Below are 15,658 nucleotides of genomic sequence, written 5' to 3'. Positions count from 1 at the left end.
GGAGGGTCAGTTATGTCCAAAGTTTGCGAAGTTTGCGGTAAGCACCCCGTTGCCGGTCGCTCCATCAGCCACTCTCACCGCGTCACCAACCGTAAGTTCCGCCCCAACATCCAGCGCGTTTACGTCGTCGTCGATGGTCACCGTCGCAAGATGAACGTTTGCTCCACCTGCCTCAAGTCCGGCAAGGTTGCGCGCTCCTAAATAAGGTCTTACCAACAAGTACCTCGGACTCTCCGGGTCAAAGACCTCGCGTTCATATAGAACTTACCAAAGGCGTCCTCCCCCACGGAGGGCGCCTTTTTGCACTCATTGGGGACAGACTTACATGAGTGTTTACAGATGTCAAAGGAATCATAGCCCAGCTGATATGCCTTGAAGCTTGACCAGCGGTACGCATCGAGCGAGTCGAGCGCGCCTTTCACAGGATTGAGATGGATATAATCGAGCAACTGGACCGCCTGCGTGTCCGACTCGACCGCGACCCGCGAATAGCGATTGTCAAACAGGTGCCCCGTTCTCCCCGTTTTCCCATTGAAATACTCATATAAGTCTGTCCCCAATGAGTGGGGCGATGCGGCAAACGGGAAGTTAAAAGTTATAGTTGAAGCGTTTCAGTTAATTGAAGCGTTTTAGTGTGCCTTTTACGGGAATCTTACCGTTTACCGAATTATTTCTTGCTATCATGCTAGACGTAGGGTAAATCTCCGATCGCAAGGAGACACAAATGGTGAAAAAGTCACCGGAAAACACTACTCCCGCAATTGTGGACAACGTAGAGGCGCTTGAGGCTAAGCTCGCTCAGATGCGAGAGGCCCAGGCGCTTTTTGCTACGTACACGCAGGAGCAGGTCGACAAGATCTTCTATGAGGCCGCCATGGCCGCCAACAAGGCTCGTATCCCGTTGGCGAAGATGGCCATCGAGGAGACCGGCCGCGGCGTTCTTGAGGACAAGGTCATCAAGAACCACTACGCCGCAGAGTACATCTACAACGCTTACAAGAACACCAAGACCTGTGGTGTCCTGGAGCGCGACGAGGCTTATGGCATCACCAAGATCGCCGAGCCCATCGGTATCGTGGGCGCCGTCATCCCGACGACCAACCCCACCTCCACTGCGATCTTCAAGACGCTGATCAGCCTGAAGACCCGCAACGCCATCATCATCTCCCCGCACCCGGCTGCCGCCAAGTGCACCATCGCCGCCGCCAAGCTCGTGCTTGACGCCGCCGTCAAGGCCGGCGCCCCCGAGGGTATCATCGGCTGGGTCGATGTCCCCTCCATCGAGCTGACCAACATGGTCATGCGCGACGTCGACATCATCCTCGCCACCGGTGGCCCGGGCATGGTCAAGGCCGCCTACTCCTCGGGCAAGCCCGCCCTGGGCGTTGGCGCCGGTAACACCCCGGTCGTCATCGACGACACCGCCGACGTGCTGCTCGCCGTCAACTCCATCATCCACTCCAAGACCTTCGACAACGGCATGATCTGCGCTTCCGAGCAGTCCGTGACCGTCATCGACACCATCTATGACCAGGTTAAGGCCGAGTTCCAGAAGCGCGGCTGCTACTTCGTCAAGCAGGGTGCCGAGATGGAGGCACTGCGTGCCGCCATGTTCAAGAACGGCGCTCTCGACCACCGCATCCCCGGCATGGCTGCCGCCAAGATCGCCGAGCTCGCAGGCATCGAGGTTCCCGCCAAGACCAAGATCCTGATCGCCGAGGTCACCTCCACCGACCCCGCCAAGGAGGAGTTCTCCCACGAGAAGCTCTCCCCGGTCCTGGCCATGTACCACGCCAAGGACTTCCAGGAGGCCGTCGACAAGGCCGAGCACCTGGTGCTCGCCGGTGGCCCGGGCCACACCGCCTCTCTGTACGTGCACCCCGCCCAGGCCGAGAAGATCAGCCTGTTCGAGCACGTCATGAAGGCCTGCCGTATCGTCATCAATACCCCGTCCTCGCACGGCGGCATCGGTGACCTGTACAACTTTGGCATGAAGCCGTCTCTGACCCTGGGCTGCGGCTCCTGGGGCGGCAACTCCGTCTCCGAGAACGTTGGGGTGAAGCACTTGATCAACGTTAAGACTGTGGCCGAGCGCCGTGAGAACATGCTGTGGTTCCGCGCTCCCGAGAAGGTCTACTTCAAGAAGGGTTCCACGCCCGTCGCCCTCGACGAGCTCGGTACCGTCATGGGCAAGAAGCGTGCCTTCATCGTCACCGACCAGTTCCTCTTCAAGAATGGCAACACCCGCGCCATCGAGGCCAAGCTCGACGAGATGGGCATCGCCCACGACTGCTTCTACGACGTCGAGCCCGATCCGTCGCTGCAGTGCGCACGTCGCGGCGCCAAGCAGATGGCTCTCTTTGAGCCGGACGTCATCATCGCCGTCGGCGGTGGCTCCGCTATGGACGCCGGCAAGATCATGTGGATGATGTACGAGCACCCCGAGTGCAAGTTTGAGGACATGGCCATGGACTTCATGGACATCCGCAAGCGTATCTTCACTTTCCCCGAGATGGGCAAGAAGGCCTACTTCGTCGCCGTCCCGACCTCTTCGGGTACCGGCTCCGAGTGCACGCCGTTCGCCATCATCACCGACAAGGAGACCGGCATCAAGTGGCCGCTCGCCGACTACGCGCTGCTCCCCAACATGGCTATCGTCGACGCCGACAACTGCATGACCGCCCCGCGCGGCCTGACCGCTGCCTCCGGCATCGACGTCATGACCCACGCCATCGAGTCCTACGTCTCCATCATGGCTTCCGACTACACCAAGGGCCTCTCCGAGCGCGCTGCCAAGCTCGTCTTCGAGAACCTGCCCTCCAGCTTCACGAACGGCGCCAAGGACCCGCACGCCCGCGAGGAGATGCACAACGCCTCCTGCATGGCCGGTATGGCCTTCGCCAACGCCTTCCTGGGCCTCAACCACTCCATGGCCCACAAGCTCGGCGCTTTCCATCACCTGCCCCACGGCCTCGCAAACGCTGTCATCCTGACCCGCGTCATGCGCTACAACGCCGCTGAGGCTCCCGTCAAGATGGGTACCTTCTCCCAGTATCCTTACCCCAACGCGCTGCACAACTACGCCGAGATGGCCAAGTACTGCGGCATCGAGGGCAAGGACGACAAGGAGGTCTTCGAGAACTTCATCACGAAGCTCGAGGAACTCAAGGACTTCATCGGTGTCAAGAAGACCATCGCCGACTACGGTGTTGACGAGCAGTACTTCCTCGACACCCTCGACGAGATGACCGAGCAGGCATTCAACGACCAGTGCACCGGCGCCAACCCGCGCTACCCGCTCATGAGCGAGATCAAGGAGCTCTACCTGGACGCCTACTACGGCCGCGAGCCTCAGGACTACGCCGTCTGCTAGTTTTAGCACGGTTTTTAACGACGGGGGTGCACGGGTGTTTCACACACCCCCGCCGTCGCTTCTATCGCATCGTTGAAAGGATGCAACCATGCTGCTACCCGATTCCAAGACCGAGCTCGTCCGCCGTGGCAACAAGGTCGTTTACGACCTGGGCGACAAGATCGTCAAGGTCTTTAACGAGACCAAGCCTGTCTCCGACGTGTTCAACGAGGCTTTGAATCTTGCCCGCATCAATGAGTGCGGCATCCGCAGCCCCAAGGCTCTCGAGGTTTCCCAGCTCGAGAACGCCAACGGCTGGGCGCTCGTGACCGAGAAGGTTCCGGGCACCACCCTTGCCGAGAAGATGACTGCCGAGCCCCAGCGCTTTGGTGAGTACCTCGAGATGTTCGTCGACCTCCAGGTCGAGATCCACGGCTACACCTCCCCGCTGCTCAACCGTCAGCGCGACAAGTTTGCCCGCATGATCGACAGCCTTGATCAGCTCAATGCCACCACGCGCTACAACCTTCAGGAGCGTCTGGACGGCATGACCAAGGAGTTCAAGGTCTGCCACGGCGACTTCAACCCCTCCAACGTCATCGTCGGAGACGACGGCCAGCTTTACGTCTGCGACTGGGCACATGCCACCCAGGGCTCCCCTGCTGCCGACGTTGCCACCACCTACCTGCTCTTTGCCCTCAACAGCAAGGACCAGGCCGAGGCCTACCTGGAGCTCTACTGCGACCGCGCCGACATGCCCATGCAGGTCGTGCGTCAGTGGACGAGCATCGTCGCTGCTTCCGAGCTCGCTCGTAAGCGCAACGTGAACGATGAGTTCCTGAAGAACTGGATCGACGTCGTCGATTATCAGTAATATCTGAGCGATTTATTTCGCATCGGAGGCACAAGAAAACCCCGCAGCTCATATGGGCTGTGGGGTTTTCCTTTACCCATCGAGTTTATTCACGCAACAAAATAGACTGCTCCGCATCTCTTCCTAAGAGAGATACGGAGCAGTCCCGCAATTACATCTAATAGCAGAAACGTCGATTAACGGCGGGCCGCCTTAACAAGCTCGGCAACCTTGGCGACGACCTCGTCAATCGCCACGTCCTCGCGCTCGCCCGTGGCACGGTCCTTGAGCTCAACGGTGCCATTCTTAAGGCCACGCTTGCCAAGCACCACCTGATACGGGAATCCCATAAGGTCGTTATCGGCAAACTTAAAGCCGGGACGCTCGTCACGGTCGTCGACGACGACCTCGATACCCTCGGCGCACAAGCCCTCGACGATTTGGTCGCAGACGGTTGCGCACTCCTCCTTCTTGGGATCGAGCGGAATCACAGCGACCTCGTACGGGGCAACGGAAACCGGCCAGACGATACCGTGCTCGTCGTTGTGCTGCTCCACGACGGCAGCAAGCGAGCGGGACACGCCCACGCCGTAGCAACCCATGATAAGCGGCTTCTCCTTGCCGTCCTCGTCCATAAAGGTGGCGCCCATGGCCTCGGAATACTTGGTACCCAGCTGGAAGACCTGCGAGACCTCGATGCCGCGAGCAGCAGAGAGCGGCTTGCCGCAGTGCGGGCAGGGATCGCCGGCAACGACGGTGACCAGATCTGCCCACTCATCGACGGTAAAGTCGCGCTCGGGGCAGGCACCGGTAAAGTGATAATCGACCTCGTTGGCACCGCAGGCCCACTGCTTAGACTCGCGCAGGCTCTCGTCGCACACCAGACGGATGCCCTCGGGCAAGTTAACCGGTCCGATAAAGCCCTTGTGCAGACCGTAGGTCTGAAGCTCCTCGTCCGTCATCATGCGATAACCCTTGCCAAAGACATGCTCGGCCTTGCAGTCGTTGAGCTCATGATCGCCCGGGACGATGGCCACGACGGGCTTGCCCTCGGCATCGATGAGCGCCAGGGACTTGCGCGTGCCGTTCTCGGGGAACCCAAAGAACTTAGCAACGGCCTCAATGGTGCCCATGCCCGGAGTCTCGACCTTGGTAAGCGTACCGTCACCGGGACCCTCAGTCACGACGACCTTGGTGCTTGCAGCCTCATCATCGGCGGCAAAACCGCAGTCATCGCAATAGACGAGAGAAGCCTCGCCGGCGTCGGCCAAAGCCATGTACTCGACGGAGGTATCGCCACCGATCTCGCCGGAGTCGGCAACGACGGGCAAGGCCTTGATGTAGCAGCGCTCGCAAATGTTAGCGTAGGCCTGCTTCATCTTGTCATACTCCTCCTGCAAGCTCTCCTGCGTGGCGGAGAAGCTGTAGGCATCCTTCATGATGAACTCGCGACCGCGCATCAGGCCAAAACGGGGACGGAACTCGTCGCGGAACTTATCCTGGATGTGATAGAGGTTCACTGGCAGCTGCTTATAGGAGCGCAGCTCGTTGCGCACCAGGGCCGTGACGGTCTCCTCGTGCGTGGGGCCCAGCACGAACTCGCGACCATGACGGTCGTCAAAGCGCACAAGCTCCTTGCCATAGGCATCGATACGGCCGGACTCACGCCACAACTCGGCGTCGACCATAATGGGCATCATAAGCTCCTGGGCGCCGGCGGCGTCCATCTCGTCGCGCACGATGTTCTCAATCTTGCGAATCGAGCGCCATGCGAGCGGCAGGTAGGAATACAGACCGGCGGCCTCCTTGCGGATCATGCCGGCACGGAGCAGCAGGCGGTGGCTGGCGAGCTCAGCGTCCGCCGGATCCTCTTTAAGCGTCGGCGCATAGAGCTTAGACATATACATTGCTCGGGTCATTTATTTCTCCTCAATAAGCTTGTCGACCTCTGCCATAAGCGCGTCGACAATTTGGTCCTCAGCTACTTTACCAATGATCTGGCCATGCGAAAAGAGCAAGGCCTGACCACGTCCGCAAGCAACGCCCAGGTCGGCATCAGAAGCCTCGCCGGGGCCATTAACGGCACATCCCATGACGGCAATCGAAAGCGGCGCGGAATAGTTCTTAAGCCGCTCGGTGACCTCCTCGGCGATGGGAATGAGGTTAACCTGGCAGCGGGCGCACGTGGGGCACGAGACAATCTCGGGACCACGGCGACGCAGGCCCAGCGACTGTAGAATTCCCCAGGCGACCGGCGGCTCCTCAACCGGATCGGCCGTGAGCGACACACGCATGGTGTCGCCGATGCCTTCGGAAAGCAAGATACCCAAGCCTACAGAGCTCTTGATGGTGCCCTGAAGCTTGGTCCCCGCCTCCGTCACGCCCAGGTGAAGCGGAACGTGGGGAATCTCACGTGACAGGGCTCGATAGGTATCGAGCGTCGTTTGCACGCTATGGGCCTTGGCCGAAAGCACAATGTTCGTAAAGCCGCGATCCTCAAAGTGCTTGACGAAGCGCTCGCTCGACATCACGAGCTTTTCGGGCTGCGTGAGGTCGTCGCGCTCGGCAATATCTTGCTCAAGCGAGCCCGCGTTCACGCCAATGCGAATCGCACAGCCCGCGGCACCCGCAGCATCGATCACCGCGTCAACCTTGGCCCAATCGCCGATATTGCCGGGATTGATGCGCAGCTTGGCGGCACCGGCCTCAACGGCACCAATGGCGAGCTTATGGTTAAAGTGGATATCGGCGACAATGGGCACCGGAGACTCGGCACAGATGGTGCGGAAGCCCTCAAGCGCGGCCTCGGAGGGCACGCTCACGCGCACGATATCGCAGCCAGCCTGCGCCAACGCGCACACTTGCGCAAGCGTTGCCTGGGCATCAGCGGTATCGGTGCAGGTCATAGATTGGACCACCACCGGCGCGCCGCCACCGATCTGCACGCCGCCCACATGCACGGGGCGCGTCAGCTCGCGAGGCAAAGGATGGGATAAAGACAATCCAAACACTCCCCTACAAAATAAATCGAAGGATGTCGGAACGAAGCATATAGACAAACAGCAGCGCAAAGAGCGCGATGCCCACATAGCTCACAATCGTCTGGACCTTGAGCGGAAGCTCGCGGCCCGCAATCTTCTGAATGATCTCGATGACTAGCTTGCCGCCATCGAGTGGCGGGATGGGCAGCAGGTTCATAAAGCCAAGCGAGAATGAAATGAGGGCGGCAAACGAAAGGAACGTGGCAGGGCCGGCAGCAGCAGCCTGTGAGGACATAACGCTAATACCCACGATCGAAGAGGACTGATCGAGAATCTCCATCGTATGCTGCGGCTGGAGCAGGCGCATCACGCCCTCCGCTGTCTGCACAACATAGGAGAACGACAGGCGAGCCGACGTGATGGGGTCTAAACGGACCACCTGCTTAGAGGCATACACACCTAGGCGATCGTCCTCTTTGAGCGCAACCGTGGTCGAATGCTGCTTGCCGTCACGCTCGTACTCAATGGCGATATCGTCCTTACCGGCAGCCTTGCCGATGGCATCGTAAACGTCCATCCAGGTAGAGCACGATACTCCGTCGACCGAAAGAATCGCGTCGCCGCCCTCGATTCCCGCCGAGGCGGCAATCGAGCCTTCGTCAACCTGGCCAATCACATTGGTATCCACCGGCACGGTGACACCTGCGATGGAATAGATGCTCATAAGGAGCAAAAAACCCGTCAGGATATTGACGATAATGCCCGCAAGCAGCATAAAGGCACGCTTGACAAAGCCCTGGCCCAAATAGGTGTGCGAGCGCTCGCGCGCAAGGAATTCGGCCTCGTCGCACGGCAGTTCCCATACATCGCCCTCGGCAGTCGCATGCCCGCGATCGAACCGACGGCCGTCAAAGGTGGTATAACCCGCCGCGTCACGCGGCAGAGTCTGGTACTTGGTGGGATAGTAGCTGGGCGAAGGCTTTTCCCCTTCTTCATACCAGGGAGCGATAGAGCCCCAGCCCAACAGCAAAGCACAGGCCTCGAGCACATCCTCCTCGGACAGCTCGAGCTCGACGGCAAGATCGGCCACCGTCACCCGGCCGTGGCGATAGATGGCCGCGAGCACGCGATCGGCACACGAGACGTCGGTCGGATCCATACCGCAGATGGCAGCGTAGCCACCCAGCAGCAGCGGGGTCACGCCAAACTTGGTTCCAATGCGACGCGACGTGTAATGGATGTCAAAGCGGCACGGCAGACCCAAAAAGAACTCGGTCACACGGACGCCGCAGGCACGCGCCGCCAAAAAGTGGCCGCCCTCGTGCAAAAACACGAGGACGGAAAGCATCAGCAGGCCCCAAAAGACCGATGAGAGAACGCTCAGAACAGTATCCATAAAACGAAAAAGCAATCCTTATGGGTTAGGAACGGGTTGCGGCGAGCACCTGCGCAGCCTTTTCACGCGCCCACGCATCGGTGTCGCGAAGCTGCTCAAACGAATCGACCACCTGCATATCGTGGGCGTCCATGCAGGATTCCACAATGCGATCGATATCGGTAAAGCTGCAGCCATCGTGCAGGAAGGCATCGACGGCGACCTCGTTGGCGGCATTGAGCACGCACGGCATGGTGCCACCCGTCTTGCCGGCACGCTCGGCCAGTGCCAGACAGCGGAAGGTATCCATGTCGGCAGCATCAAACGTGAGCTGCCCCAGCTCGCGGAAATCGATACGAGGCGCCGGAGTATCCCAACGCTCGGGATACGAGAACGCGAACTGGATGGGAATACGCATGTCGGATGCACCGAGATGCGCCATCACGGAGCCGTCGGCGAACTCGACCATAGAGTGAATCTTGGACTGACGCTGCACGACCACGTTAATGAAATCGAGGTCGCAGTTAAACAGATGCATGGCCTCAATGCGCTCCAGGCCCTTGTTCATGAGGGTGGCGGAGTCAATGGTAATCTTGGCACCCATGGCCCACGTGGGATGCGCGAGGGCATCGGCACGCGTCACGCGATCGAGCTCGTCGCGCGTGCGGCCAAAGAACGGACCGCCCGAGCAGGTGAGCCAAATGCAGTGGGCCTCGCGCGGGTTCTCCCCCAGATAGCACTGGTAGATGGCGGAATGCTCAGAGTCGACCGGAATAAGCTGGCCCGGTTGTGCCAACGGCATAAGCAAGTCGCCACCGACGACGAGGGACTCCTTGTTGGCAAGGGCAAGGCGCTTATTCGAGGTCAAGGCCGCATGGCTCGCCTCGAGACCGGCGGCGCCCACAATAGCGACAAGCACGCAGTCGACATCGTCGCGATGCGCGAGCTCGCAAACCGCCTGCGCGCCAACGCCGAGCTTCGTTCCCTCGGGCAACTCCTGCAGCACGGCGTCATCGCCATGATCGACATCGGCCACGGCAACCGCCGGAACCGAGAACTCGCGGGCAGCGGCAACGAGCTCGGAGGTACTGGAGTTAACGGACAGCGCCGTCACCTGCAGGCGATCGGCATGCTGGCGGCACACATCGAGCGCCTGGGTGCCGATAGAGCCCGTACAGCCCAGGATGGCAACGCGAAGGCGTCCATCGGGGCCATACGTCGTCTGGAAGGACATTACAGCACGCCTCCGATCATCAGCAACAGCTGCGCGGTGATGCAGCCGAAGATAAGCGAATCGCTACGATCGAGCATTCCGCCGTGGCCCGGGATAAGGTTGCCGGAATCTTTGACGCCCACACCGCGCTTGATGCGCGACTCGATAAGGTCGCCGATAACGCCCAGAATGGACACGACCACGCCGCACAGCAGCGCATAGGGCAGGCTGAGCTTGTAGAAGTGCGTCGCCCACAGGATGAGCCAAATCAAAACCGAGCCCAAGATGCCGCCGGCAAACCCCTCCCAGCTCTTTTTGGGAGAGATCTTGGGAACCATCTTGTGCTTGCCGATACGGCTGCCCACGATGTAGGCAAACGAATCGGAGACCCAAAGGGACGCGCAAACGCCCACTGAAAGCAGGGCGCCGGCAAAACCGGGCACGGCATCGCGCAGCAGCACGATAGCCGACAGCATAAAGCCAGTGTAGATGGGACCCATGAGCGTCACGGCCACATCAGAGATGCGGGTACGCGGCGACCAGACATACCAAATGCCCACAGCGAGCATCAGGGCAAAAAGCAGGGCATTCAGCAACATCGAATCGCCCAACGCCGACAGCGGAAAGAGTACGGCGGCAGCGATACCCATACGCTCGTTAGCCATCTTGCCATCGAGCCTCGTCATACGGAAAAACTCATAGCAGCACAGACCGCTCATGACAGAAACAAAGATGGCCGTGGGCACGATACCCAAAACCAGGCACAGGATAAAGACAACGGCGTAGACGATACCGGCGGCGGCACGGGTGATAAAGCCCGCCAGCCACGAACCGGTGCCGCTCTTTGCTGCAGGTGCTCCCGCAGCGGCAGCCTTGCGCGCAGGCGCCGCGGAAACTGGCGTCTTGGGAGCAGATGCCTTGGGACGATCGGACACGATTAAGCCTCCTCGGTCTTACTCAGTCCACCAAACCTACGGTCACGGCCCTGATAGGCCAAAATGGCGTCGACAAGGCCCCAACGATCAAAGTCGGGCCAATAGGTATCGGTGACGTAGAATTCGGAATAAGCCACCTGCCACAGCAGATAGTTCGAAAGGCGCAGCTCACCAGAGGTGCGAATCACAAGTTCGGGATCGGGAAGACCGGCGGTATAGAGGCGGGAAGCCACCATGTCGTCATCAATTGCGGCAGGATCGATCTTACCGGCGGCAGCGTCGGATGCGATCTGACGGACAGCGCGGGTAATCTCGGCACGCGCGCCGTAGTTGACGGCAAGCGCCAGCGTCATACCGGTGTGATCGGCGCACTCGGCAAGACCGCGCTCAAAAACGTCGCGAGTCTTCTTGGGCAGCGCGGAAATGTCACCCAAAAAGACTACGCGCACATTTTCGCGCTTCAGAAGCGGCAGCTCGTCGATAAACGTCTTGGCAAACAGGTGCATCAGAACGTTGACTTCGTGCTGCGGTCGATTCCAGTTTTCGGTCGAAAATGCATAGCCCGAAAGCACGTCGACGCCCAGGCGCACGCAGGCGGTAATGATCTCGCGCAGCGAGACGATACCCGCCTTGTGGCCCTCAGTGCGTGCAAGACCGCGCGACGTGGCCCAACGACCGTTGCCGTCCATGATGCACGAGATATGGTGCGGAATGTTATTGAGGTCAAGGTCGGAAAAACCGACGCCCGCAGGGGCGTCGGCAAAGTACTCGACCAGTTTATGCTCGTCGTATTGCACCTTAGATCTCCATGACCTCGGCTTCTTTTTCCTTCAGAAGCTCCTCGACCTTGGCGACATACTCATCGGTGTGCTTCTGGACCTTGGCCTGCTCGCGACGGACATCGTCCTCGGTGAGCTCCTCATCGCGCTCGAGCTTGTTGTTGAAGTCGCGACGGATGTTACGGATAGACACCTTGGCCTGCTCGGCGTACTCACGGCACTCCTTGACGAGTTCGCGACGGCGCTCCTCAGTGGGGGCCGGGAACGGCAGACGAACGACGGTGCCATCGGAGTTGGGGGTAATGCCCAGATCGGAAGCGCCGATGGCCTTGACGATAGCGTTGATGAGCGCCTTGTCCCACGGCTCGATGAGCAGCATGTGAGCCTCGGGGGTCTTGACGGCGGCAACCTGCGTGACCGGCGTGGGAACACCGTAATAATCAACGGTGATGTCGGACAGAATGTTGGCGTTGGCGCGACCGGTACGGACCTTGGAGAAGTTATGCTTGAGGGACTCGAGCGACTTGTCCATATGGGCGGTGATGTTCTCTGCCATGCTTAATCCTCCTGATAGACGAGCGTGCCGACGGGCTCACCCGCGAGCGCGCGCTTGACGGTGTCCTCGCCATCGATGTTGAGGACCAAAATCGGCATACGGTTATCCTGGCACAGTGCCGTAGCCGTGGAATCCATAACCTGCAGACCGCGGACGAGAACCTCGTGATAGGTAATCTTGTCAAAACGGACGGCATCGGCGCACTTGACGGGATCCTTGTCGTAGATGCCGTCAACCTTGGTGGCTTTAATCAGAATCTCGGCGCCGATCTCGCACGCACGAAGAGCCGCGGCGGTGTCGGTCGTAAAGTACGGATTGCCCGAACCGGCAGCGAAGATGACGACGTTGCCCTTGGACAGATGGTTGATAGCGCGGCGACGAATATAGGGCTCGCAGATCTCGTTCATCTGGATAGCGCTCATCACGCGGCAAGGAACATCGTTGTGCTCGAAGGCATCCTGCAGGGCGAGCGCGTTCATAACGGTTGCCAGCATCCCCATGTAGTCGGCCTGAGCACGCTCCATGCCACCGGCAGCGCCTGCCATGCCGCGGAAAATATTGCCGCCGCCGACAACGACGCCGACCTCATGGCCAACGGCGAGCAGCTCCTTGACCTGCTTGGCAAGATGATCGGTAACCTTGGGGTCGATGCCATATTGGCCGTCGCCCATCAGTGCTTCGCCGGAAAGCTTAAGAAGCACGCGTTTATATCGGATGTCGGACAAAGCGATCCTCCTTTAATTAGACTCTCAATATGATATCAAAGGCTCTGATAAGAGCCATGAAAAAGCAGGCTGTGAGTAAAACCCACAGCCTGCTCATTACCAGCTACAAGAGCTTATTTACTCGCCACGGACCAGACGGTCAAAGGCAACGACGGTAATGGTGTCGCCGAGCTCCTTGGAGACCTGCTCAGCGTACTTCTTGATGGTGAGGGAGCTGTCCTTGATGAACTCCTGCTCGGTGAGCACGGACTGCTTGTAGAACTTCTCCAGACGGCCAACAGCCATCTTCTCCTGGATAGCCTCGGGCTTGCCGGACTCGGCAGCCTGGGCCATGTAGATCTGCTTCTCGTGCTCGACGGTCTCGGCCGGAACCTGATCGCGGGTAGCGCAGATCGGGGCGACGGCGGCAACCTGAAGGGCAACGTCGTGAGCGAAGGTCTTGAAGGACTCAGCCTGAGCGGTCTCGGCCTTCTCGAAGGCGAACTCGACGAGGACGCCGATCTTACCACCCATGTGGATGTAAGAAGCGAGCGCGCCGTTCTCGGCCTTGCGGGCAGCGAAGCGGGAGATCTTCATGTTCTCGCCCATGATGTGAATCATCTCGGTGAGCTCGGAGGAAACGGTCTCCTCGCCCATCGGCTTCTCGAGCAGAGCGTCGACGTCAGCAGGCTCGGTGGTAGCGACAACCTCAGCGACCTTAGAAGCAAAGCCGGTGAACTTGGCGTTGGAGCCAACGAAGTCGGTCTCGCAGGAGAGCTCGAGCAGAGCGCCGGTCTTGCCATCCTCGGAGACGAACGCGGCGACAGCGCCCTCGTTGGTCTCACGGCCAGCCTTCTTGGCAGCCTTGGCAAGGCCGTTCTTACGCAGAACGTCGACAGCGGCGTCCATGTCGCCGTCAGCCTCGACGAGAGCCTTCTTGCACTCCATCATCGGGGAGTCGGTCATCTCGCGGAGCTGCTTGACCATAGCGGCGGTAATCTGGGCCATTGTGGTTCCTTTCAAAGAGATGAAAAAGAATTAACTAAGACTGATTTACTCGGCCTTGGGCTCAGCGGCCATCTCGGCCTCGGAGACCTGCTCCTTACCGGAGCCAGCGAGGCAGGCGTCAGCCATGAGCTCGCACATAAGGGTGACAGCGGAGATAGCGTCATCGTTGCAGGGGATGCCGTACTCGACCTCGTCGGGATCGGAGTTGGTGTCGATCAGAGCGACGACGGGGATGTTCAGGCGCTGAGCCTCCTTGATGGCGTTCTCCTCGCGCTTAGTGTCGATGACGAAGAGAGCCTGGGGCAGACCCTTCATGTCCCGGGCGCCACCGAGGTTGGTCTGGAGCTTGGTGAGCTCCTTGCCGAGCACAGCCTGCTCCTTCTTGGGGAGCACTGCCATGCGGCCGTCCTCGACCATGGCCTCGAGCTCCTCCATGCGGTTGATGCGGGAGCGGATGGTGACGAAGTTGGTCAGCATACCGCCGAGCCAACGCTGGTTGATGTAGGGCATATTAGCGCGCTCAGCAGCGTTCTTGACGGCCTCCTGAGCCTGCTTCTTGGTGCCGACGAACAGCACGTTGCCACCCTTGGCGACGTTCTTGACGAAGGTGTAGGCCTGGTCGGCGTCGAGGATGGTCTGCTTGAGGTCGAGGATGTAGATGCCGTTGCGCTCACCGAAGATGAACGGCTTCATCTTGGGGTTCCAGCGACGGGTCTGGTGACCGAAGTGGCAGCCGGCCTCGAGCAGGGTGCGGATATTAATCTTGGTAGCCATGTTAAACCTCCTGTGGTTTGCCTCCGCGCGGGGTCATCCTCCAAAACCAACCCGGACATGTGCTACCAAAGCCCGGGCACCACGGTATGAAGTAGCCGCGCGTGCGTGATAAAAACATGTTGCCGTGAAGCAACCCGATGAATGATAGCAGGAATGCATCTTCGTGCCAACCCGCAATCAAAACCACACACCTGAGTGCGGCGCGGGACGTCCCAGCCACTATTCGCCTCGGGGATGGGCTTGAGCCACGGCACGTTTGAGCCGATCGGGCGTGAGGTGCGTGTAGATCTGCGTCGTGGACAGGCTCGCATGACCCAGCAGCTCTTGAACCGAGCGCAGGTCCGCACCGCCCTCGAGCAAGTCGGTCGCAAAGGTATGGCGCATCGCATGCGGGGCGATGTCGGCCGGAATGCCGGCGAGTGTCGCCAGAGTATGGAACCGCCGCCTGAGCATGGCGGCACTCATGCGATTACCGCGCGCCGATATAAGCAGCGGATGCGGCCCGGTAGCGGGGTCACGACGCTTTGCCTGAGCGAGCAACTCCGGCCTCCCCTCCTCAATATAGAGACGCGTCGCCTCGAGCGCACGACGATACAGAGGGACGATACGTTCTTTGCTCCCCTTGCCCCACAGGCGCAGCGTGCGTTCGGACCACGCAATGGACTCCACATTGAGTGCTGCGAGCTCAGAGATACGGGCGCCCGAGGCATAGAGCAGCTCGAGCATCGCCGCATCGCGCAGTCCCGCGGGTGTTGAGGTATCAGGCGTCTTGAGCAGCGCCTCCACCTGTTGGGTCGTCAGCACACCGGGTAGATCGCGCGGGAGCTTGGGCGAGGAAATTGCCGAGACCACATCGCCCTCCACGACCCCCTCGGCAGCCATCCATCGATAGAGCGATCGGATAGCCGACAGATGCGCCGCAAGCGTTCGGGGAGCCACCTGCTCACGCGAAAGCTCGGCAAGATAGCGGCGAATGGTGCGCACGTCGGCAGCGAAAGCATCGATATCCTCGCGCTCGCACCAGGCAGCAAAGCGCTCCAGCCTCGAGCCATAGGCCGTCACCGTGTTGGGAGAAAGTCCCTCGACACGTGAGATATAGGCGATAAACGAGTCGACGGTGTCGTACAG

At 60.0% G+C, this 15,658-nt stretch carries 14 protein-coding genes; 3 read left to right on the top strand and 11 right to left on the bottom strand.

The window, feature by feature from the left end; genetic code table 11:
• The first annotated feature begins 12 nt into the window (after positions 1 to 12).
• The 3 genes from rpmB (at position 13) to PMX72_RS00585 (ending at position 4,226) form a co-directional block, all read left to right on the top strand.
• The gene (gene rpmB, locus PMX72_RS00595) at positions 13 to 201 is read left to right on the top strand and encodes a 50S ribosomal protein L28 (protein ID WP_022094725.1); all 189 of its coding nucleotides are present in this window, start codon (positions 13 to 15) and stop codon (positions 199 to 201) included.
• Between the two features lie 523 nt (positions 202 to 724).
• The gene (gene adhE, locus PMX72_RS00590) at positions 725 to 3,373 is read left to right on the top strand and encodes a bifunctional acetaldehyde-CoA/alcohol dehydrogenase (RefSeq protein WP_055250041.1); all 2,649 of its coding nucleotides are present in this window, start codon (positions 725 to 727) and stop codon (positions 3,371 to 3,373) included.
• 88 nt (positions 3,374 to 3,461) lie between these two features.
• On the top strand, positions 3,462 to 4,226 hold the full coding sequence (locus PMX72_RS00585) for an aminoglycoside phosphotransferase family protein (protein WP_271729007.1): 765 nt from the start codon (positions 3,462 to 3,464) through the stop codon (positions 4,224 to 4,226).
• Positions 4,227 to 4,402: 176 nt separating this feature from the next.
• Here PMX72_RS00585 and PMX72_RS00580 read toward each other — a convergent pair whose 3' ends face one another.
• The 11 genes from PMX72_RS00580 to PMX72_RS00530 form a co-directional block, all read right to left on the bottom strand.
• A complete protein-coding gene (locus PMX72_RS00580; protein ID WP_233502546.1) occupies positions 4,403 to 6,124 on the bottom strand; it encodes a proline--tRNA ligase in 1,722 nt (573 codons plus the stop codon).
• A complete protein-coding gene (ispG, locus tag PMX72_RS00575) occupies positions 6,125 to 7,207 on the bottom strand; it encodes a flavodoxin-dependent (E)-4-hydroxy-3-methylbut-2-enyl-diphosphate synthase (RefSeq protein ID WP_117779087.1) in 1,083 nt (360 codons plus the stop codon).
• Between the two features lie 13 nt (positions 7,208 to 7,220).
• Positions 7,221 to 8,582, bottom strand: coding sequence for a M50 family metallopeptidase (locus tag PMX72_RS00570; protein ID WP_271729008.1), 1,362 nt, complete (start codon positions 8,580 to 8,582; stop codon positions 7,221 to 7,223).
• 25 nt (positions 8,583 to 8,607) lie between these two features.
• Positions 8,608 to 9,795, bottom strand: a complete 1,188-nt coding sequence (gene dxr, locus PMX72_RS00565; RefSeq protein ID WP_117654818.1) for a 1-deoxy-D-xylulose-5-phosphate reductoisomerase — start codon at positions 9,793 to 9,795, stop codon at positions 8,608 to 8,610.
• Positions 9,795 to 10,709, bottom strand: a complete 915-nt coding sequence (locus PMX72_RS00560; RefSeq protein WP_233502990.1) for a phosphatidate cytidylyltransferase — start codon at positions 10,707 to 10,709, stop codon at positions 9,795 to 9,797. The genes dxr and PMX72_RS00560 overlap by 1 nt, the downstream gene beginning before the upstream one ends.
• 2 nt (positions 10,710 to 10,711) lie before the next feature.
• Positions 10,712 to 11,506, bottom strand: coding sequence for an isoprenyl transferase (locus tag PMX72_RS00555; protein WP_271729009.1), 795 nt, complete (start codon positions 11,504 to 11,506; stop codon positions 10,712 to 10,714).
• 1 nt (position 11,507) lies between these two features.
• Complete coding sequence (gene frr, locus PMX72_RS00550) at positions 11,508 to 12,044, bottom strand: ribosome recycling factor (protein WP_006236112.1); 537 nt, start codon at positions 12,042 to 12,044, stop codon at positions 11,508 to 11,510.
• Positions 12,045 to 12,046: 2 nt separating this feature from the next.
• Complete coding sequence (gene pyrH, locus PMX72_RS00545; RefSeq protein WP_040359955.1) at positions 12,047 to 12,769, bottom strand: UMP kinase; 723 nt, start codon at positions 12,767 to 12,769, stop codon at positions 12,047 to 12,049.
• 117 nt (positions 12,770 to 12,886) lie between these two features.
• Positions 12,887 to 13,756, bottom strand: a complete 870-nt coding sequence (tsf, locus tag PMX72_RS00540) for a translation elongation factor Ts (protein ID WP_022094736.1) — start codon at positions 13,754 to 13,756, stop codon at positions 12,887 to 12,889.
• A gap of 45 nt (positions 13,757 to 13,801) precedes the next feature.
• Positions 13,802 to 14,530 (bottom strand): 30S ribosomal protein S2, encoded by a 729-nt coding sequence (rpsB, locus tag PMX72_RS00535; RefSeq protein WP_006236109.1) that lies wholly within the window; start codon positions 14,528 to 14,530, stop codon positions 13,802 to 13,804.
• 219 nt (positions 14,531 to 14,749) lie between these two features.
• Complete coding sequence (locus PMX72_RS00530) at positions 14,750 to 15,658, bottom strand: tyrosine recombinase (protein WP_334203758.1); 909 nt, start codon at positions 15,656 to 15,658, stop codon at positions 14,750 to 14,752.

It is taken from the genome of Collinsella aerofaciens (assembly GCF_028207065.1).
GTDB lineage: Bacteria > Actinomycetota > Coriobacteriia > Coriobacteriales > Coriobacteriaceae > Collinsella > Collinsella aerofaciens_AR.
Note: the sequence above shows the minus strand (reverse complement) of the source record. Positions and strands in the feature narration are given on the sequence as shown.